We start from the raw sequence: 18,972 nt of genomic DNA on the forward strand, positions 1-18,972 counted from the left end.
CTGCGGAACATGACAACCGGTTCTGTTCCGACGTGCGCCGGTCCTGTCCAAAAATATTCCGCTTTTCGTCAGGGAGACAAGCAATGAAGGTTTCGAAGCCGATGTTCAAGCTCGCATGCCTCGCGGCGTGGTTCGGCGTGGCGGCCGGCGCGGCCCGGGCCGCCGACCTCCTCGACACGGTCAAGCAGGCGGGGGTGCTCAAGATCGCCATGGAAGGCACCTATCCCCCGTTCGATTCGCGCGACGCCAGCGGCAAGCTGGTCGGTTTCGACGTCGACGTCGCCAAGGCGGTGGCGGCCCGCCTGGGCGTGAAGCCCGAGTTCATCGCCACCGAATGGAGCGGCATCCTCGCCGGCCTGCAGGCCGGCAAGTACGACGTGATCGTCAACGAGGTGACCATCACCCCGCCGCGCAAGCAGGCGCTCGACTTCAGCCAGCCCTATGTCTATTCGGCGGCCCAGCTGATCCAGCGCGCCAACGACGACCGGCGGTTCGGCAGCCTGGCGGAATTCAAGGGCGACAAGAAGCTTGGCGTGACGCTCGGCACCAACTACGACGCGATGGCGCGCGCGGTGCCCGGCATCAACGCGCAGACCTATCCCGGCGCGCCGGAGAAGCTGAGCGACCTGGTCAACCGCCGCATCGACGCCACGCTCGACGACCGCCTGATGGTGCCGTACCTGCTCAAGACCACCCAGTTGCCCTTGCGCGCCGGCGCCGTGGTGCCCGGCGGCGGCCAGGAGATGGGCATTCCGTTCCGCAAGGGCAACCCGAAGTTCGCCAAGGCGCTCGACGACGCCATCAGCGCCATGAAGCAGGACGGCACGCTCAGGAAGATCTCGATGCAGTGGTTCGGCGTCGATACCTCGGTGCCGGCGGCGAACTGATCGGCACGAAGCGTCGTCCCGCCGCCGGAAGCGCGGCGACGTTCGTTCGGCCCGTGCCGTCACGAACTCGATCGACTCCTTATACTGGCGCGTCTCCACTCTCCTGACGCGCGATGTCGATCAAGCGGATTCTCGTTTCTTGTCTGGCGATTGCCGTCGCGGCCTACCTGGCCGCGGGGGCGGCGCTCTACCTGCTGCAGGACCGCATGCTGCTGCCGGCCACGCCGCCCGCAGTCGATCCCACCAGCGTTTCGCATCCCGGCGAGCGTGTCGAGCCCTGGCAGGTCGACGGGCAATACGCCGGCTACCTCGTCACGCCCGAGCGCGTCGCGCCGCGCGGCAGCGTGATCGTCTATCACGGCAACGAGGAATCGGCCGAAACCAAGCTGCCGCTGGCCGAGATCTTCGTGCATGCCGGCTATCGCGTGGTGATCGCCGAGTACCCGGGCCATGGCCGGCGCGCCGGCGCGCGCACCATGCGCGCCGCGCTCGGGGCCTCGCGCGAGACGCTGGCGGCCACGCTGGCGCGCTGGCCGGGCGCGGTCTGGCTGGTGGGCGAATCGCTCGGCGCGGGGATGGCGGCGCGCGTGGTGCAGGGCAACGAGGAGGTGCTGGCCGGCGTGGCGCTGATCACGCCCTGGGACACGCTCGCCTCGGTGGCGGGGGAGAAGTACCCGATGTTCCCGGTGCGCTGGATGCTGCACGATGGTTTCGATTCGATCGCGGCGCTGTCGGCCTATCGCGGGCCGCTGGTGGTGATCGGCTCGGTGCGCGACACGCTGATCCCGGTGGCGCATGCCGAGCGGCTGGCGAGCCTGCATCCGGGCAGCCGGCTGATGCTGCTGCCCGGGGCGAATCACGACGACTGGTTCGAGGCCATGACGGCGCCGCGCTGGCAGCAGGTGCTGCGGTGGATGGGCGCGGCTTGATGCGGTTTGGCTGAGCGCGCGCCAGGCCCGATCCATCGGATCGCTTTCGCGGGCCGCGTGGTGCCGAGATGCCTGGCGGGTGGCCGGCGCGACGCCCTACGCCGTTCAGCGCGGAATGACGCGCTCTTCCCTGAGCCGCTCGAACAGCGCGAAGAACGCATCGGGCGTGCTCTGGTAATCGAGGAAGCCCGCCTTGCGGCTCTTGCTCATGTCGGTCAGCACTTCCATCGGGCGGCCGAGGTCGGCATCGGTATGCCACCACGAGGCCAGCTTGTCGAGTTCCGGCTCGCGCAACTGGAAACGGGCGGCGATCTCGCGCCACGCCGGCCCGGCGCTCCCCATGCGCGCCTCCAGCGGACGCAACTGCCCGTCGAAGGGCACCGCCTCGATGCCGAAATAGCCGGCCAGTTGCGACCACATCCATTTCCAGCGGAACACGTCGCCATTGACGACGTTGAAGGCCTCGTCGCGCGCATTGTAGGAACCGGCCGCCCATTCCAGGTGGCGGGCCAGCAGCCGCGCGTCGGTCATGTCGGTCAGGCCGTTCCACTGTGCCTCGGAGCCCGGGAACAGGAAGGGCTGGCCGGTCTGCTTGCAAAGCGTGGCGTAGACGGCCAGCGTCACGCCCATGTTCATCGCATTGCCGATCGCATGGCCGATGATGGTGTGCGGGCGATGCACGCTCCAGCTGAAGCCATGGCGCCGCGCGGCTTCGAACAGCCGGTCTTCCTGCTCGTAGTAGAAGTTTTCCACCGGCTGCCGGCCCTGTTCCTCGCGAAACGGCGTGAGCGGCACCGCGCCGGTCGCATAGGCCTCGAAGGGGCCGAGGTAGTGCTTGAGGCCGGTCACCAGCGCCGCATGCTCGATGCTGCCCGAAGGCCCCACGGCATCCAGCACATGACGCACCATGGCGCCGTTGACGCGGATATTCTCCTTCTCGGTGGCCTGGCGGGCCCAGGCCGTGAAGAACACGTGGCTGAAGCTGCGGCCCGCCAGCGCCGCCTGCACCGAAGCCGCGTCGCCGAGGTCGGCCACGATCGGCTCGATGTCGGGCGAGACGGCCGTGCGCCCGCGCGACAGGCCGGCGACCTGCCAGCCGCTCGAGCGCAACTGCTCGGCCAGGTTGGAGCCGACGATGCCGCTCGCGCCAATGATGAGTGCCCGTTTTTCCATGGAATGAAGCCTCGGATGAGAAGGGTTGATCGAGCCGGCCGGCTGCCGCGTTCCGGCGCGCCATCTATAATCGCGCGCTGCACTCGGGTGATGGGGCACCGTCCCGGCCGAGCGCGGAATGTGGCATGAATCAAGCGGTGCATCCAGCAACTGCCATTCCTGGTATTGGCACTGACAGGGTGGCTGCCGGAGAAGCGAAATGGAAAAGCAGCAACGCCTGGACGAACTGGGTGATTTCCTGCGGACGCGCCGCGCGCGGCTGCGGCCCGAGGATGTGGGGCTGCCCGCCGGCAGCCGCCGCAAGACACCCGGCCTGCGGCGCGAGGAGGTGGCCGAGCTGGCCGGCATCAGCATGACCTGGTATGCCTGGCTGGAGCAGGGCCGCGAGGTCAACGTCTCGTTCAAGACCGTCGAGAGCCTGGCGAACGCGCTGAGGCTGCCGCCGCACGAGCGCCGGCACCTGTTCGAACTGGCCAATCACTATACGCCGCCCGGCCCCTATCCGGTGGTGCAGAACGTGACCGGCACGGTGCGCCGCATGCTCGACCAGCTCGGGGCGATGCCGGCCTACGTGGTGGACGGCAACTGGAATTACGTGGGCTGGAACGAGGCGGCGCGGCGCGTGTTCGGCGACTTCGGCGCGATGCCGGCGCCGCGCCGCAACCTGCTGTGGTTCACCTTCCAGCAGGACGGCGCGCGTTCGCTGTTTCTCGATTGGGACGCCTACGCGAAATGCGTGCTCGCGCAGTTTCGCGGCGACTACATCCTGCGGCCGGCCGAGGACGTGTTCCTGCGCGAGCTGGTCGAGGAACTGATCGACAGCGACCCGGATTTCCGCCTCTGGTGGGCCGAGCACGAGGTGCTCGAACGCAGCGACTGGCGCAAGCGCATCGCGCATCCACGGGCGGGGCGGCTGGAACTCGACGCGCTCTCGCTCGAGGTACCCGATGCGCCGGGCATGCGGATCATGGTGTATGCGCCGGCGCCGTCGACCGATACGGCGCGGCGGATCGCGGCCTTGATGGCGAGCGCGGATCCGTCGGCGACATCGCGCGAGTCGGCGGAGTCGGTGAAAAAGACCGCCTGAAAGGACGACCGGAAGCACGCTCCGGTATCCCGATCGGCGCGGGAAAATGTGAATAAGCTCGCCGCGACCGGCGCCGCCCGGACCCGCTCCCATTGCCTCGATCCCTTTGCCGGCAAGGCTGTCGGGCCGATCGCGATGCACCGTTACGCCGCGCCGCGATGCGAGTAGGAAACGCGAGGGATCGATCGTATTCTTGAGTGCGACGGATTCGTCACATTCGGGGCAGGCCGGAAGCGAAACGAGGGTTTCGCCGGCCGTCCCCGCCAGCTGCTCGCGGGTGTTTCGCGCCGGCACGGCGAGATTCGATTCATGGCGCGCGCCTCTCATGCGCGTCATCCGCATTCATTTCCTTCGCAGAACTCATCATGTCGACACATTCGCAAGCCGATGCATCGCGAGCGCGGCTCTACCTGCTCGCCGCGGTCCTGTTCGTTTCCTATCTCTGCGTGGCGATCCCGCTGCCGGTCATCCCCGTGTTCGTGACGCACCAGCTCGGCCTGGACAACGTCTGGGCCGGCCTGGGCGTGGGCGTCGCGTTCTTCACCACGATCTTCACGCGCGGCTACGCCGGCAAGCTGGCGGACCGGCACGGCGCGAAGACGGCCGTGGCGCGCGGCATGCTCCTGTACGCCGCGGGCGCGGCGGTGTCGCTGCTCGCCGGCCTGTCGAGCGCCGCGCCGGCCGCGCTGGCGACGCTGATCGCCGGGCGCCTGCTGCTGGGTGTCGGCGAAAGCCTGGTCGGCGTCGGCATCATCACCTGGGGCGTGGGCCTGATGGGGCCGGCGCGCTCCGGCCAGGTGCTGGCCGTGGTCGGCGCGGCTTTCTACGGCGCGTTCGTGGTGGGCGGCCCGCTCGGCCTGCTGCTGTTCGATCGCGTCGGCTTCGCCGGCACCATGGCGATCAGCGCCGTGCTGCCCCTGCTCGGGCTCGCGGCGATCGCCGGCATGGCGGGCGTCGCGCCGCATCCGCATGCCGAGCGCCCGAGCTTCCTGAGCGTGGTCGGCCAGGTCTGGCTGCATGGGCTGGTGGTCTGCCTGCAGGGGATCGGCTTCGCCGCGATCGGCGCCTTCTTCGCGCTCGACTTCCTGCAGCAGGGCTGGCATTACGCCGGCCTGGGCCTGAGCGCGTTCGGCGCGGGCTTCGTGCTGGTGCGCCTGAGCTTCGGCCATCTGCCCGACCGCATCGGCGGCCTGCCGGTGGCGATCGGCTCGCTGGCCGTGGAGACGGTCGGCCAGTTCCTGATCTGGGGCGCGCACGACCCGGCCCTGGCGCTGGCGGGCGCCTTCCTCACCGGGCTCGGCTGCTCGATGGTGTTTCCGGCGATGGGCCGCGAGGTGGTGCACCTGGTGGCGCCGCATCTGCGCGGCACCGCGATGGGCGCCTTCGCCGCGTTCCAGGATCTCGCCTACGGCCTGACCGGGCCGGTGGCAGGCCTGCTCGCCGATCGCGCCGGCTACGGCCACGTATTCCTCACCGGCGGCCTGGCGGCCCTGGCCGGGCTGCTGATCGCGCTGTACCTGCGCCGCGCGCGCGTGGCCGTGGCGCAATGAACCGCCCAAGGAGAACGCGATGAATTTTTCCTGGTTGCATGGCGGCGCGCAGGCGCCGCGGATCGAGCGGATCCGTCACGACGTGAAGATCCGCACGCTGCGCGTGACGCAGGTCGAGCGCCTGACGCCGCACATGGCGCGCGTGACCTTCACCGGCGAGGAACTGGCGGATTTCCGCAGCCTCGCCCCCGATGATCGCGTCAAGCTGTCCTTCACCCGCGCCGCCGGCCTCGAATCGCGGCGCGACTACACCGTGCGCCGCTTCGACGTCGACGCGCGCCTGCTGGTGATCGACTTCGCCCTGCACGACGCCGGCCCCGCCTCGAACTGGGCACGTGCCGCGCGGCCCGGCGACACGCTCAGCATCGGCGGCCCCAAGGGTTCGGCGGTGATCTCGCCGCAGGTGCGTCGCTGGCTGCTGATCGGCGACGAGACGGCGCTGCCGGCGATCGGCCGCCGCATCGAGGAGGCGAGCGCCGGCACGCGCATCACCAGCCTGGTCAGCGTGGCCGGCGCCGCCGAGCGGCAGCACTTCGAGAGCGCCGCGCGGCTCGATGCGCGCTGGGCCTACCGGCCGCTGTCCGAGGCAGATCGGCCCGATGCGCTGCTGGCCGCGGCGCGGGAGATCGAGGTCGAGGCCGATACCTTCCTGTGGGTGGCCGCCGAGGCGACCGTGGCGTGTGCCCTGCGCCGTCATTTCGTCGATGATCGCGGCCATCCCGCCAAGTGGTTCAAGTTCTCGGGATACTGGGTGGCGGGGCAGGCCGACGCGCACGAGCGCATCGACTGAAACGGGCGGCCGTCGCGACATGGCCGCCGCGCTTGCATGAGGACATGAGCATGAGAACCGTCAACGACCGCGTCGAGGAGATGCGGATCTTCGTGAAGATCGTCGAGCTGCTGAGCTTCACCCGCGCCGCCGAGGCCATGCAACTGACCACGCCGACCGTGTCCAGGGTGATGCGGCGCCTGGAGGAGCGCACCCGGCTGCGGCTGCTGAGCCGCTCGACGCGCAGCGTCGGCCCGACGCCGGAAGGTTATGCCTATTACGAGGGCTGCGTGGCCCTGCTGGACCAGCTCGACCGGCTCGATCGCAGCACCGAGCTGGCGGCCGGCGTGCCGGAAGGGCGCGTGAGGGTGGCGCTGCCCGCGCCGTTCGCGCAGCATCTGCTGATCCCCGCCTTGCCGCTGCTGTTCGAGGCCTATCCCTCGCTCGACGTCGAGATCGTGACGGCCGACGGCGAGCTCAACCTGGTGGAGGCCGGGGTGGATTGCGCGCTGCGCGTCGGCGCGATCCGCGAGACCAGCCTGGTGGCGCGCCCGGTGGGCCACGCGGCGGAGATCTTCTGTGCCGCGCCGACTTATCTGCGCCGGCATGCGGAGCCGCGCGAGTTGACTCAGTTGCGTGCGCATCCAATCGTCGGAAATGGCGTGCACGCGCCGGGCGAATGGGACGAGGGCGAGAAGAGCGTGGTGCGGGGCGCGTTGCGGCAACGCGCCAGCGCGGCCGATGCGAATGCCTACCTGGCCTGCGCGGTCGCCGGGCTGGGTATCGCGTTCGGCTATCGCCTGGCGTTCCAGCCCTGCCTCGACGCCGGCACCCTGCGCGAGATCCTTCCCGCGCATCGGCCGCCGCCGAAGCCGGTGCACATCGTCTACTACCCGAGCCAGCGCATGCCCAACCGCGTGCGCGTGTTCGTCGACTGGTTCCGCGAGGTGCTGATCGAGGCGCTCGACCAGGGTGTGCCGGCCCAGGCGCCGCATGTCGACCCGCGAACCGGCCTGGCCGCCGCCACCTCATGAGCACGCGTCGCACGCCCCGTCTTGCGGTGCGCAAGCAGCCGCAACAGGCACGCTCGACGGAACTCGTCGCGGCCATCCTCGAGGCGGCCACCCAGGTGCTGGCCAGGGAAGGCGCGGCGCGCTTCACCACCGCGCGCGTGGCCGAGAAGGCCGGGGTCAGCGTGGGCTCGGTCTACCAGTATTTCCCGAACAAGGCGGCGATCCTGTTTCGCCTGCAATCCGACGAATGGCGCCGCACCACCGCGATGCTGCGCGCGATCCTCGAGGACCGCCGCGATCCGCCGCCCGAGCGCCTGCACAAGATGGTGCACGCCTTCATCCTCTCGGAATGCGAGGAAGCCGACATGCGGGTGGCGCTCAACGACGCCGCGCCGCTGTATCGCGACGCGCCGGAAGCGCGCGAGGTCCGGGCCTCGAGCGCCGGCACCCTGGATCGCTTCATGCTGGAGGTGCTGCCCGGCGCGTCGCCGGCCACGCTGCAACTGGCCGGGGAGATGATCGGTGCCACCTTGCGGCTGGTCGGCAAGCAGTTTTCCGAACGCCCGCGCACGCCGGCCGAGATCGAGGCCTGTGCCGGGGCCATGTCCGATATGTTCTGCGCCTACCTGCGGGAGCTGGCGAGCCGCTGAACGGGCGTGCCGCGCGGCGGCTTCAGAGATATTCGAGGTTGCCGTCCACGCCGATGGCTTGCCCCGAGACGTTGCGCCCGGCCGGCGAGGCGAGGAACAGCGCCATCGCGGCGATATCCGCCATGCTCACCATGCGGTGCAGCGAGATCTTCCCCAGGTATTGCTCCTTCATCGCCTCGAAGCTGGTGCCGGTGGATTGGGCGCGCGCGGAGATCACGCGATCCATCCGCTCGCCCTCGACCACCCCGGGCAGGATCGCGTTGACGCGGATGTCGCTCGGCCCCAGTTCCACCGCCAGCGACTTCATCAACCCGACGATGGCCCATTTGCTGGCCGCGTAGGGCGTGCGGAACGCGTAGCCGAGGCGGCCCGCCACCGAGGACATGGCGATGATGCCGCCGCCGTCCGGATTCGCCTTCAGCAGCGGCACGGCGCGGCGCAGGAAGGTGTACTGGCTGTTGAGGTTGGTGGCGATGGTGCGCTCCCAGTCCTCGGGGGCGATGGTCTCGATCCCGCCGGTCGGCCCCGCGATGCCCGCGTTGTTGACCAGCAGGTCGAGGCCGCCGAAGTGCCGTGACACCTCGTCGAACAGCCGGTCGACCTGGGCGCGGTCGCCGACGTCGGCCAGCGTGGCGTGCAGCCCAGGGTGGCGCGCCCTGGCCTGTTCGATCGCGGCGGGATCGACGTCGCAGATGCAGACCCGCGCGTCCACCTGGAGGAAGGCCTCGGCGATCGCCGCGCCGATGCCCGAGGCCGCGCCGGAGACGACCACGCGCAGGCCGGGGCGGGGTTTGAGAAGCTCGAATGTGTTCATGACTGCCTTGCCCGTGTGGGCGATAGGAGGTGGTCCGTCGCGCGTTTCGGCCGGCGAGCGGCCGGCGGCTGCGCGACGGGAGTCGCGAGGTCGAGAATCGACGCGATGCAGGCGGCCGGCATGGCCGGCTCGCGCTTCATCGCCCCGGGTATTGCGGCTGTTCGTCGTCGAGCGAGAGGCCGCTGCCCGCCGCCCGCGGCCGCGATTCGGCATCGATCGCGCGGGCCAGCAGCGGCACCAGGCACAGGCCGAGCGCCGAGGCCGCGATCACGACCTTGAAGCCGGCGTCGCTGCGGCCCGTGACGCTCTCCGCCAGCCCGAACAGATAGGGGCCCACGAAGCCGCCCAGCAGCCCGACGGTATTGATGAAAGCCAGCCCGGCGGCGGCCTGGATGCCCTGCAGGCGCTTCATGGCCACCGCCCAGTAGGACGGCAGGATGCCGCCGGCGAAGAAGCCGGTGACGCCGAGCAGGAGCACCTGCAGCGCCTGGCTGCGGGTGGCGACGAAGGCGAGGGCGCTCGCCAGCACGCCGGCGGTCAGCGCGCCGAGGAAGCCGCAGTCGTTGCGCACGCGACGATGCAGGCGCGGCAGCCACAGCACGCCGATCAGGAAGCCGATCCCCACGCTGCTGGACAGCAGCCCCACCAGCAGCGGCGAGCTCACGTGCATTTGCGCCACGATCGAGGGGATGAAGAAATACAGGCCGACGAAGGCCACCTGGTTCATGAAGTAGATCAGGGCGATCAGCACCGTGGTGGGGCGCTTGAGCGCGGCGATCCAGTGCGCCGAGCCGAACGCGCCCTGGCCGTGCACTTCGGCCACCGCGTGCCGTTCGAGCGCGCGCGCCTGGTCCGGCGTCAGCCAGCCGACCTCGGCGGGCCGATCCGGCAGCTTGAAGTACAGCAGGATGCCGACCAGCACGGTGGGCAGGCCTTCGAGCAGGAACAGCCACTGCCAGCCGCGCAGCCCGGCGGTGCCGTCGAGCTGCATCAGCGCCGCGCCGAGCGGGCTGCCGATGATCAGCGCGATCGAGGGCGCGGTGTAGATCCAGCCGACCGCCACCGCCCGGTCGCGCGGCGCGAACCAGAGCGTCACCATGTACATCAGCGCCGGGAACAGCCCCGCCTCGGCGATGCCGAGCAGCACGCGCAGCAGGTAGAACGAGGCGTCGCCGCGCACCAGCATCATGGCGGTGGACAGCAGGCCCCAGCTCACCGCGATGCGCGAGATCCAGCGGCGCGGCCCGTAGCGATGCGCGGCCAGGTTGCTGGGCACCTCCAGCAGCGCGTAGCCGATGAAGAAGATGCCGGCGCCCAGCCCGTAGGTGGCCGCGCCGATGCCGAGGTCGGCGGCCAGCGCCGTCTTGGCCAGCGCGACATTGGTGCGATCGATGAAGGACAGGAAGTAGATCAGGCCCATCAGCGGCAGCAGGCGCGTCATGGCCTTGCGGGTCGCGAGCCGGTGGGTGTCGCCCAGGTCGGCGGCGGGCGTGGCGGCAGTCATGGCGGGTGTCTCCGGAATGTGTTTATGGTTCGTGTCCGATGGTCTTGCGGCAGGGCCTACAGCGTGACTCGCTCGCGTCCCTTGAGCCCGAGGAGCTCGCGCGCCTGCGCGGGCGTGGCGATCTCGAACGACAGCTCCTCGAGGATGCGGCGGATCTTGCGCACCTGCTCGGCGTTCGAGCGGGCCTTCACGCCGCGCGACAGGTACACGCTGTCCTCCAGCCCGACCCGCACGTTGCCGCCCAGGATCGCGCCCATCGTGACCAGCGACATCTGGTGGCGGCCCGCGCCCAGTACCGAGAAGGCGTAGTTCTCGCGGCCGAACAGCCGGTCGGCGGTGGCGCGCATCACGGCCAGGTTCTCGGGATCCGGCCCGGCCCCGCCCAGGATGCCGAGCACCGACTGGATGAAGAAGGGCGGCTTCACCAGTCCCGCGTCGACGAAGTAGGCCAGGTTGTGGAGATGGCCGAGGTCGTAGCACTCGAACTCGAAGCGCGTGCCGTAGTCGCGGAACTCGGTGAGGATGTTGCGGATATCGCGGAAGGTGTTCCGGAAGATCATGTCCTCCATGCCCTCCAGGTAATCCTTCTCCCAGTCGAAGCGCCATTCCTGCATGCGGGCGGCCACCGGATGCAGCGAGAAGTTCATCGAGCCGAGGTTGAGCGAGCACATCTCGGGCTTGGCCAGGCGCGCGTAGGCCAGCCGCTCGTCCAGGCTCATCCGGGTGCTGCCTCCGGTGGAGATGTTGATCACGGCATCGGTGGCGGCGGCGATCGCCGGCACGAACTGGCGGAACACCTCGGGCGCGGGCGTGGGCCGGCCGTCCTCGGGGTCGCGCGCATGCAGGTGCAGGATCGCGGCGCCCGCCTCGGCGGCTTCCAGCGCCTGCGAGCGGATCTGGTCGGGCGTGATCGGCAGGTAAGGCGACATCGACGGCACGTGGGCGGAGCCGGTCACGGCGCAGGTGATGATGACGGGATGGGCCTGGCTCATGGAGGATTTCCTTGCCGGAAGCGCCGGCGACGCGGGGCGCAGGCCATTCATGAGGAAGCCTGAGCGTGGATGAAAGGGAAGCTGCCGGCTATGTACGGATCGAGCCGCGCCGGATATGCCCGCGCGCGGGTTGCGATCGCGACGCGGGCGAATTCCGCTCAGCGGGGCGGGCCCGGCGGGGGCGTGGCGCGTCGGCCGTGCGACGCGGCGGCGAGGATGCTGCGCATGTTCGTCTCCTTGATCCGGGCGCGCGCCGGGAGCGCCGCGCCCTCGATTCTTGTTGCCACCATATTAGTGAGATACGATCGCGGCGGTAAGGTCATTTTCGGACAGTTGCATGTCCTCGCAGGACATCCCCGGGAGGCGAATGGCGGCGCGGTACCCCCTGCTCAACGAGCGCATCTATGCGCCCTACAAGATCGCGGCCCTGGTCGAGGTGCTGGCCGAGCAGGGCATCGCGCCGCTCGACAGCCTGCGCGGCAGCGGCCTGTCGGTGGACCAGCTCGACGATGCCGCGGTGCTGACCTCGGTGCGCCAGTACGCTGTCGTGTGCCGCAACGCGATCGAGCTGTCGTCCGATCCGGCCACGCCGTTCCGGACCGGCTCGCGCCTGCACCTGGCCGCCTACGGCATGTATGGTTATGCGCTGATGTCCTGCCTGTCGCTGCGCGACTACTTCCGGCTCGGCGTGAAATACCATCGCCTGGCCACGCCGACCCTGACGATCGAATGGCGGGAATTCCCCGATCGCGCGGTATGGACCTTTCCCGACGCGTTCGGCCCGAACCTCCCCCACGAGCTTCAACAGTTCCTGCTCGAGCAGCAGTACACGCAGCACGTCACCCATCTGCAGGACGTGGCCGGCCGCGCCTGCCCGCCGCTGCGCGCGCGCTTCTCCTATCCCGCGCCGGCGCATGCCGCGCTCTATGCCGAGTACCTCGGTTGCCCCTGCGATTTCGATGCCGAGCAGTGCGAACTGATCTACGACAGCGCGATCCTCGAGCTGCGCCCGCACCTGGCGCATCGGCACTCGGCAGCCTTGCTGCAGAACACCTGCGACCGGCTGATCGGGCAGGCCAAGACCTCGTCAGGCGCCTCGGGCGAGGTGTACCAGCTGCTGATGCGCAGCCCCGGCGAATTCCCGGGCATGGAGGCCGTGGCCGCCACCCTGGGCATGACCAGCCGGACCTTGCGGCGCCGGCTCGAATCGGAAGGCACCTCGTTCGTGGCGATCGTCGACGACGTGCGTTGCTCGCTGGCGATCGAATACCTGCGCACCACCCGCATGAGCACCGAGGACGTGGCGATGCTGGTGGGCTTCACCGACGTCGCCAATTTCCGGCGCGCGCTCAAGCGCTGGACCGGCAAGGGCGCCGCCGAGATCCGCGAGGAATAGCCGCGCCGGCCGCCTCAGGCCGAAGCACTCGCCTTCACCAACTGCGTGAAGGCCTCCAGCGCCTTGGAGATGGTCTCCTTGCGCCATACCAGCCAGGTGCGCAGCAGGCCGAACTCCTTGCCCATCGGCCAGGCGCGCACCGTCTGCGAGCCCGGCATGCTCTCCAGCATGCTCAGCGGCATGATCGCCAGGCCGCCGCCCGCGCTCACGCAGGCCAGCATGCCGTGATACGACTCCAGCTCGCGGATCTCGCCATGCACCGCGCCGTCGTGGGCGAGCCAGCGCTCCAGGTGGCGGCGATACGAGCAGTTCTTGCGGAACACGTAGAGCGCATCGCCGTCGGCGTCGCGGCCCCGGCGGATCGGCGCGTGATTGCTCGGCGCCACCACCACCATCTGCTCGTCGAACACCGGGAAGCCGGTCAGCTCGGGGTGGTCGAGCGGGCCGTCGACGAAGGCCGCGATCAGGTCGCCGCCGAGCAGCGCGTCGATGATCTGCCCCGAGGGCCCGGTGGCGAGTTCCAGCGCCACCTGCGGGAAGCGCTGGTTGTAGGCGGCCAGGATGCCGGGGATGCGCACCGCGGCCGTGCTTTCCAGGGCGCCCAGCGCGAAGCGGCCGGCCGGCTGCTGGCCGGCCGTGACGGCGCGCGCCTCGCTCACCAGGCCCAGGATCCGGCTCGCGTAGTCGAGGAACACGCGCCCCGGCTGGGAGAGCTGCAGCCGGTTGCGCTCGCGCGTGAACAGGTCGACGCCGAGCTCCTCCTCCAGTTGCTTGATGCGCGTGGTCAGGTTGGACGGCACCCGGTGCACGGCCTGCGCGGCCGCCGCGATGCTGCCGTGGCGCGCCACCGCCTGAAACATTTCCAGTTGGATGAGATCCATGTCGACATTCTCGAAACGTGAATAAGTTGCTCAAAACTATTCAGTTTTTCTGAGCGTGTGCGGAGCTTACTATGAGCGCCATCCCAAGCCAATGGAGTTCAGCATGAGCAGCGCAGATCCTCAGGTATTCCGTTCCATCAGCCCGCTCGACGGCCGCCGGCTCGCCGAATTCCCGGCCCAGGGGCCGGCCGAGCTCGAACAGGCCCTGCAGCGCACCTCGGCCGCCTTCCGCGACTGGAAGCGGCGCCCGATGGCCGAGCGCTGCGCGGCGCTGCGCCGGCTCGGCCAGGTGCTCAGGGCCGACGCGCAGCGCATCGCCGAGACCATCACGCTGGAGATGGGCAAGCCGATCAAGCAGGCCCTGGCCGAGGTGGAGAAGTCGGCCGGCGTCTGCGACTGGTACGCCGAGCACGCGGCGGCCCTGCTGGCTCCGGAACCCACCCAGGTGGAGGGCCAGAAGGCACGCATCGAATATCGCCCGCTCGGGCCGGTGCTGGCGGTGATGCCCTGGAATTTCCCGATCTGGCAGGTGGTGCGCGGCGCGGTGCCGGCCCTGGCCGCCGGCAATACCTATGTGCTCAAGCACGCGCCCAACGTGCTGGGCTCGGCCCGGCTGCTGGCCGAGGCCTTCGAGCGGGCCGATTTCCCGGCCGGCGTGTTCGAGCTGGTCGACCTGGGCAACGAGCTGGTGTCGGCGGCGATCGCCGATCCGCGCATCGCCGCGGTGACGGTGACGGGCAGCGTGCGCGCCGGTGCCGCGATCGGCGCGCAGGCGGGCGCCGCGCTCAAGAAGTGCGTGCTCGAGCTGGGCGGCTCCGACGCCTTTATCGTGCTGGCCGACGCGGACCTGGATCTCGCCGTGGCGGCCGCGGTGGCCGGGCGCTTCCAGAATTCGGGCCAGGTGTGCGCGGCGGCCAAGCGCTTCATCGTCGAGGCGCCGGTGCTGGCGCAGTTCACCGAGCGCTTCGTGGCGGCCGTCAAGGCGCTGCGCATGGGCGACCCGCGGGTGGCGGACAACTACATCGGCCCGATGGCCCGCTACGACCTGCGCGACGAACTGCATCGCCAGGTCGAGCGCAGCCTGGCCGAAGGCGCCACGCTGCTGGTGGGCGGCCACAGGGTGGAGGGCGAGGGCAACTACTACCAGCCCACCGTGCTGGCCGACGTCAAGCCGGGCATGACCGCCTTCCGCGAGGAGCTGTTCGGGCCGGTGGCCGCGATCATCCCCGCCGACAGCGCCGCGCACGCGGTGCAACTGGCCAACGACAGCGACTTCGGCCTGTGCGCCTCGGTGTTCACGCGCGATGCCGCGCTGGCCGAGTCGATCGCGGCGGAGCTGGAGGTGGGCGGCGTGTTCATCAACGGCTACAGCGCCAGCGACGTGCGGGTGGGCTTCGGCGGCGTGAAGAAGAGCGGCTTCGGACGCGAGCTCTCGCACTTTGGCCTGCGCGAGTTCTGCAACGCGCAGACGGTATGGGCGGATCGTCGCTGAACCGCTGAACCGCTGAACCGCCGGCCGGGCCTCGCGCCCGGCCCGGCTCGCCGCCGCCGCCGACCGTCTCGGCGGCGTCGGCGTTTCGCCGTTGCCGCCTACCAGTGGATCATCGGCCGGCCCGCCACCGGCGAGCGGAAGCTGGCGAGCGTGGTGCCCTTCAGGCTGCCGAGGTAGACCGTCTTCAGGTCCGGGCCGCCGAAGGTCACGCTGGTCAGCCAGGGCGCGATGCTGCCGCCCGTCTCGGCCATGATCGACATCGGCACGATCTCGCCGCTCGCGAAGGCCGCGTCGAAGCGCGCGGTGGCGGCCGCGTCGCCGTCGTCCAGCAGGGTGTGCAGATCGCCCTCGGGGTCGATCGCGACGATGCGATCGGCGAAGATCATCGCGCACCACAGGTTGCCGTAGGCGTCGAAGGCGAAACCGTCGATCAGGCCCGGCCCGAGCCGGCTCGGGCCATAGGTCTCGCGCGGGCCCAGCGCGCCGTCGTCGAGCACGCGAAAGCGGCTGACGCGGTTCGCGGTGGTTTCCGCCACGTACAGGAAGCGTTCGTCGGGGTCGAGCCGGATCTCGTTGGTGAAGGCCAGGCCATCCGCCACGATGCGTGCGCCGCGCGGGTCGATCAGCACGATGTAGCCATCGGCCAGGTTGTTGCGCACCGCGTTCGGCCAGGGATCGACACGCGTGGAGATGGTCACCCACAGCCGGTCCCGGCTGTCGCGCAGCACGAAGTTGACCTTGCCGGGCGGCTTGCCGTCCAGGCCGTCGAACAGCACCCGCAGCTCGCCCGAGTGCGTGAGCCGCTCGACGCGGTCGGTGCCGATGTTGGCGATCAGGATGTTGCCCTCGGCGTCGAGCGCCAGGCCGTTGGGCAAGGAGCCGCTGGTGAGGCCGTCCGAGGCGGCGGTCGCGGCGGCGCCCTTAGGTAGGATCAGCGTCTGTTCCCCTGTAGGGGCGATGCGCTGCACGCCGCCGCGCGCGTCGGCCACCAGCAGCGAGCCGTCGCGTTGCGCGAGGATGCATTCGGGGCGCTGCAGGTCGTGGCCGACATGGCGGATCGAGGCGGGATCCACGCTGAAGCCTTGGATGGGATTCACGGGGGCATCTCCATGTTGTGCTTTCGTGATTGCGTCGCGGCTGGGTGCGCTCGGGCTGCCGTCATCCAGGCCGCGTTCGAGTATGCACGCAATCCCGCTTCGGGATATCGAAGCCCCCACGAAGCCGGCTGCCATCAGCCGTCCTCGCCCACCTCCACCGGATCGGGCAGGTCCGGCAGGCGCTTGTCGGGGGACGGCGAGGGGCTGGCCGGCCGGGTGGCGGGCGGCGCGTCGTTCGCGTCCCGGTCCTCGTCCTCTTCCTGGTCCCGGTTTCGGTTCCGGTCTCGCGGTGCCGGTGTATTGGCCTGGTTCATCATCGTGCTCCTTGCTCCATGAGGTTTCGTCAGCCGTTGCCCGCGATGCGCGCATCGGCAGGCGGGCGGCATTCGTGCCGGCGTTCGCGCGCCGGGCGTGGTGCGCTACGCGCGAGCCGTCGTGCCCGTCAGCAGGCTCGCGAACAGGATCTCGTCGGTGCGCAGCCCGCGCCGCTTGGTGCAGGGCCCGAGCATGGCGAGCGCGCCGGTCTCGAAGGCTTCCAGCACCACGGGGTGGATGTAGCTGCTCCGGCACACGGCCGGCGTGTTGTGCAGCAGCGCCGCCACCTCGCGCACCGTGGCGACGATCTGCTTGCGCGCCTGCCGCGCATCGAGCCAGACGGCGCGCCGCAGCAGGGCCAGCGCGTTGACGCTGCCGGCCCAGGTCCGGTAGTCCTTGGCGCTGAAGTCTGCGCCGCCCGTCTCGCGCAGGTAGTCGTTGATCTCGACGGGGCCGATCGCGTGCCGCGCGCCCTCGGCGTCGAGGTACTGGAACAGCTGCCGCCCCGGCAGCTTCGCGCAGGCGTGCAGGATCGGCAGCACGCGCGCATCGTGGATCGTCACGTCGTGGTTGACGCCGCTTTTTCCCGCGAAACGCAGCCGCATCGCGCCGGGCTCGATCGAGAGATGGCGCTTGCGCAGTGTGGTCAGCCCGAACGAGGCGTTGTCGCGCGCGTATTCGGCATTGCCGATGCGTACCAGGGTGCTGTCCAGCAAGCGCACCACGGCGGCGACGATCTTCTCGCGCGGCAGGCCCGGCTTCGACAGGTCGCGGCTCACCCGCGCGCGGATGCGCGGCAAGGCTTGCGCGAAGGCGCCCAGGCGCGCGTACTTGTCGGCGTCGCGCAGCTCCCGCCAGCGCGGATGGTAGCGGTACTGCTTGCGGCCGCGATCGTCGCGGCCGGTGGCCTGCAGGTGGCCGAGCGGGTCCACGCAGATCCACACGTCGACGTAGGCGGGCGGGATCGCGAGTGCATTGATGCGGGCGATCTCGCGCAGGTCGCGGATCGGCAGGCCGCGCGTATTGAAGTAGACGAAGCCGTCGGCGCCGCGCCGGCGCGTGTAGCCGGGCCGGCTGTCGTCGACGCGGCGCAGCGGCGGGTCGGGCTGCGCGGCGCCGTCCTTGCCGCCGTCTCGAGAGCGCGAGGGCCGCGCCGATGCCGCGCCCGCGCTTGGCGAGCCGCGCGGCGCGCGGCGTGCGAGCGGTTCCCGCCGCGGCGCGGGAGGGCGTGGGTCCTTGGCAAAACGACGCGGCGCCTGGGTGCTGGAATGCTTCATATGCAGGGTCCTCCGGATCGATCCCGGCATCGTCGGTCGGGATGAGGAATTGCGTAGCAAACGCGATGCCGGGGACGCGGCGCGTTTTTTCAAGCCCTTGTCGATTTCCTCACGCGACGCGTGAGGGCGCGAAGGTGGCGGATCTGGCGAGCAAGCGAGCGCGCGCATGCGCTCGCCTGTCCCGGCGGCAGGCGCGTATCGTGCTCGCGATGTCGAGGCATGCCGGCGGCGCGGCCGAGCCAGGCAGGAACCTCGAGGCCTGGAAAAAATGCAATGCGCGCGGCGGGATCAGGCAGGAAAGACGCACCGGGATCTGCGCGGCCAGCGTAGCCGGTGCCGTGATGTGGAGCCGGGCGGCGGCCGGCCGGCGGGATGCACGCGGCCACGAGGCGCGCTTCGACGCCGTACCGCGGCGTGGTGGCCATCCCGGTCAGGTTTCACGCGCGGCACGGGGCGCGCGGCTCAGGCGATGGCCGACTGGACCAGCCGCGGCTGACGGCGCTCGCGCGCCGCGCCGGTCTCGTCCAGCGCATCAAGGAAGCTCGCGGTCCACCAATGCACGTCGTGCTTGCGGATCTCGGCGAGCAGGGCCGTGTGGCGCCGCACGCGCTCCTCCAGCGGCATGGTCAGGGCCGCCTGGATCGCGCGCGCGGTGCCCTGGATGTCGTAGGGATTGACCAGCAGCGCGTCGGTCAACTGCTCGGCGGCGCCGGCGAAGCGCGACAGCACCAGCACGCCGGGATCCCTGCCGTCCTGCGCGGCGATGAACTCCTTGGCCACCAGGTTCATGCCGTCGCGCAACGGCGTGACCAGCGCCACCCGGCTCGCGCGATACAGGCCCGGCAGCGAGCTGCGCTCGAGGCTGCGGTGGATGTAGCGCACCGGCATCCAGTCGAGTTCGCCGTAGTCGCCGTTGAGCGAGCCGCACAGCGCATCCATCTCCTGGCGCAGTTGGCCGTATGCGTCGACGTCTTCCCGGCTTGGCGCGGCGATCTGGATCAGGGTGGCCTGCTTGCGTGTGTCGGGGAAGGTGTCGAGCATCTCGCGGAAGGCCTGCACGCGCTGCGGCAGGCCCTTCGAGTAATCGAGGCGGTCCACGCCGAGCAGCAGCTTGCGGCGCGAATACTCGTCGCGCATCTGCTCGTA

Annotated in this window: 18 protein-coding genes; 9 read left to right on the forward strand and 9 right to left on the reverse strand. The window is 70.1% G+C overall.

Annotated features, from left to right (window positions below; genetic code table 11):
* The first annotated feature begins 83 nt into the window (after positions 1 to 83).
* Positions 84 to 887, forward strand: a complete 804-nt coding sequence (locus FB600_RS34095) for a transporter substrate-binding domain-containing protein (RefSeq protein WP_145758071.1) — start codon at positions 84 to 86, stop codon at positions 885 to 887.
* 113 nt (positions 888 to 1,000) lie between these two features.
* The gene (locus FB600_RS34100; protein WP_046578251.1) at positions 1,001 to 1,816 is read left to right on the forward strand and encodes an alpha/beta hydrolase; all 816 of its coding nucleotides are present in this window, start codon (positions 1,001 to 1,003) and stop codon (positions 1,814 to 1,816) included.
* A 105-nt stretch (positions 1,817 to 1,921) separates the two neighbouring features.
* Here the strand turns inward: FB600_RS34100 and FB600_RS34105 are convergent, their stop codons facing one another.
* The gene (locus FB600_RS34105) at positions 1,922 to 2,989 is read right to left on the reverse strand and encodes an SDR family oxidoreductase (RefSeq protein ID WP_145758072.1); all 1,068 of its coding nucleotides are present in this window, start codon (positions 2,987 to 2,989) and stop codon (positions 1,922 to 1,924) included.
* A gap of 199 nt (positions 2,990 to 3,188) precedes the next feature.
* Between FB600_RS34105 and FB600_RS34110 the strand changes: the two genes are divergently transcribed.
* The 5 genes from FB600_RS34110 (at position 3,189) to FB600_RS34130 (ending at position 8,058) form a co-directional block, all read left to right on the forward strand.
* Positions 3,189 to 4,076 carry a helix-turn-helix transcriptional regulator gene (locus FB600_RS34110; RefSeq protein ID WP_013690817.1) on the forward strand — a complete coding sequence of 296 codons (888 nt, stop codon included), beginning with the start codon at positions 3,189 to 3,191 and terminating at the stop codon, positions 4,074 to 4,076.
* 365 nt (positions 4,077 to 4,441) lie between these two features.
* A complete protein-coding gene (locus FB600_RS34115; protein ID WP_098183192.1) occupies positions 4,442 to 5,626 on the forward strand; it encodes an arabinose transporter in 1,185 nt (394 codons plus the stop codon).
* A gap of 19 nt (positions 5,627 to 5,645) precedes the next feature.
* The gene (locus FB600_RS34120) at positions 5,646 to 6,416 is read left to right on the forward strand and encodes a siderophore-interacting protein (protein WP_145758073.1); all 771 of its coding nucleotides are present in this window, start codon (positions 5,646 to 5,648) and stop codon (positions 6,414 to 6,416) included.
* A gap of 50 nt (positions 6,417 to 6,466) precedes the next feature.
* Positions 6,467 to 7,429, forward strand: a complete 963-nt coding sequence (locus FB600_RS34125) for a LysR family transcriptional regulator (protein ID WP_186235123.1) — start codon at positions 6,467 to 6,469, stop codon at positions 7,427 to 7,429.
* Positions 7,426 to 8,058, forward strand: coding sequence for a TetR family transcriptional regulator (locus tag FB600_RS34130; protein WP_145758075.1), 633 nt, complete (start codon positions 7,426 to 7,428; stop codon positions 8,056 to 8,058). Before FB600_RS34125 ends, FB600_RS34130 begins: the two co-directional genes overlap by 4 nt.
* Positions 8,059 to 8,080: 22 nt before the next feature.
* Here the strand turns inward: FB600_RS34130 and FB600_RS34135 are convergent, their stop codons facing one another.
* The 3 genes from FB600_RS34135 to FB600_RS34145 all read right to left on the reverse strand — a co-directional run bounded on the left by FB600_RS34135 (position 8,081) and on the right by FB600_RS34145 (position 11,368).
* Positions 8,081 to 8,872 carry an SDR family oxidoreductase gene (locus tag FB600_RS34135; protein ID WP_145758076.1) on the reverse strand — a complete coding sequence of 264 codons (792 nt, stop codon included), beginning with the start codon at positions 8,870 to 8,872 and terminating at the stop codon, positions 8,081 to 8,083.
* 136 nt (positions 8,873 to 9,008) lie between these two features.
* Entirely contained in the window at positions 9,009 to 10,376 is a 1,368-nt protein-coding gene (locus FB600_RS34140) for an MFS transporter (RefSeq protein WP_145758077.1), read from the reverse strand.
* Positions 10,377 to 10,432: 56 nt separating this feature from the next.
* A complete protein-coding gene (locus FB600_RS34145; protein WP_036055786.1) occupies positions 10,433 to 11,368 on the reverse strand; it encodes a 3-keto-5-aminohexanoate cleavage protein in 936 nt (311 codons plus the stop codon).
* A gap of 367 nt (positions 11,369 to 11,735) precedes the next feature.
* Here FB600_RS34145 and FB600_RS34150 point away from each other — a divergent pair, with 367 nt between their 5' ends.
* Entirely contained in the window at positions 11,736 to 12,764 is a 1,029-nt protein-coding gene (locus FB600_RS34150) for an AraC family transcriptional regulator (RefSeq protein WP_145758079.1), read from the forward strand.
* A 14-nt stretch (positions 12,765 to 12,778) separates the two neighbouring features.
* On the opposite strand, the gene ptrR is transcribed toward FB600_RS34150, so the two are convergent.
* Positions 12,779 to 13,645: a putrescine utilization regulator PtrR gene (gene ptrR, locus FB600_RS34155; RefSeq protein WP_047837437.1), complete on the reverse strand. Its 867-nt coding sequence runs from the start codon at positions 13,643 to 13,645 to the stop codon at positions 12,779 to 12,781.
* A gap of 103 nt (positions 13,646 to 13,748) precedes the next feature.
* Between ptrR and FB600_RS34160 the strand changes: the two genes are divergently transcribed.
* Entirely contained in the window at positions 13,749 to 15,137 is a 1,389-nt protein-coding gene (locus FB600_RS34160) for an aldehyde dehydrogenase family protein (RefSeq protein WP_098183185.1), read from the forward strand.
* A 98-nt stretch (positions 15,138 to 15,235) separates the two neighbouring features.
* On the opposite strand, the gene FB600_RS34165 is transcribed toward FB600_RS34160, so the two are convergent.
* From FB600_RS34165 to FB600_RS34180, 4 genes are all read right to left on the reverse strand, one after another.
* On the reverse strand, positions 15,236 to 16,234 hold the full coding sequence (locus FB600_RS34165; protein WP_088555538.1) for an SMP-30/gluconolactonase/LRE family protein: 999 nt from the start codon (positions 16,232 to 16,234) through the stop codon (positions 15,236 to 15,238).
* 134 nt (positions 16,235 to 16,368) lie between these two features.
* Entirely contained in the window at positions 16,369 to 16,548 is a 180-nt protein-coding gene (locus FB600_RS34170) for a hypothetical protein (RefSeq protein ID WP_145758078.1), read from the reverse strand.
* Between the two features lie 105 nt (positions 16,549 to 16,653).
* The gene (locus FB600_RS34175) at positions 16,654 to 17,826 is read right to left on the reverse strand and encodes a DNA topoisomerase IB (protein ID WP_261383530.1); all 1,173 of its coding nucleotides are present in this window, start codon (positions 17,824 to 17,826) and stop codon (positions 16,654 to 16,656) included.
* A gap of 462 nt (positions 17,827 to 18,288) precedes the next feature.
* Positions 18,289 to 18,972: trehalose-6-phosphate synthase (locus FB600_RS34180; protein WP_186467895.1), on the reverse strand; the 684-nt coding region annotated here is incomplete at its 5' end.

This window comes from Burkholderia sp. SJZ089, assembly GCF_007828315.1.
GTDB lineage: Bacteria > Pseudomonadota > Gammaproteobacteria > Burkholderiales > Burkholderiaceae > Burkholderia > Burkholderia gladioli.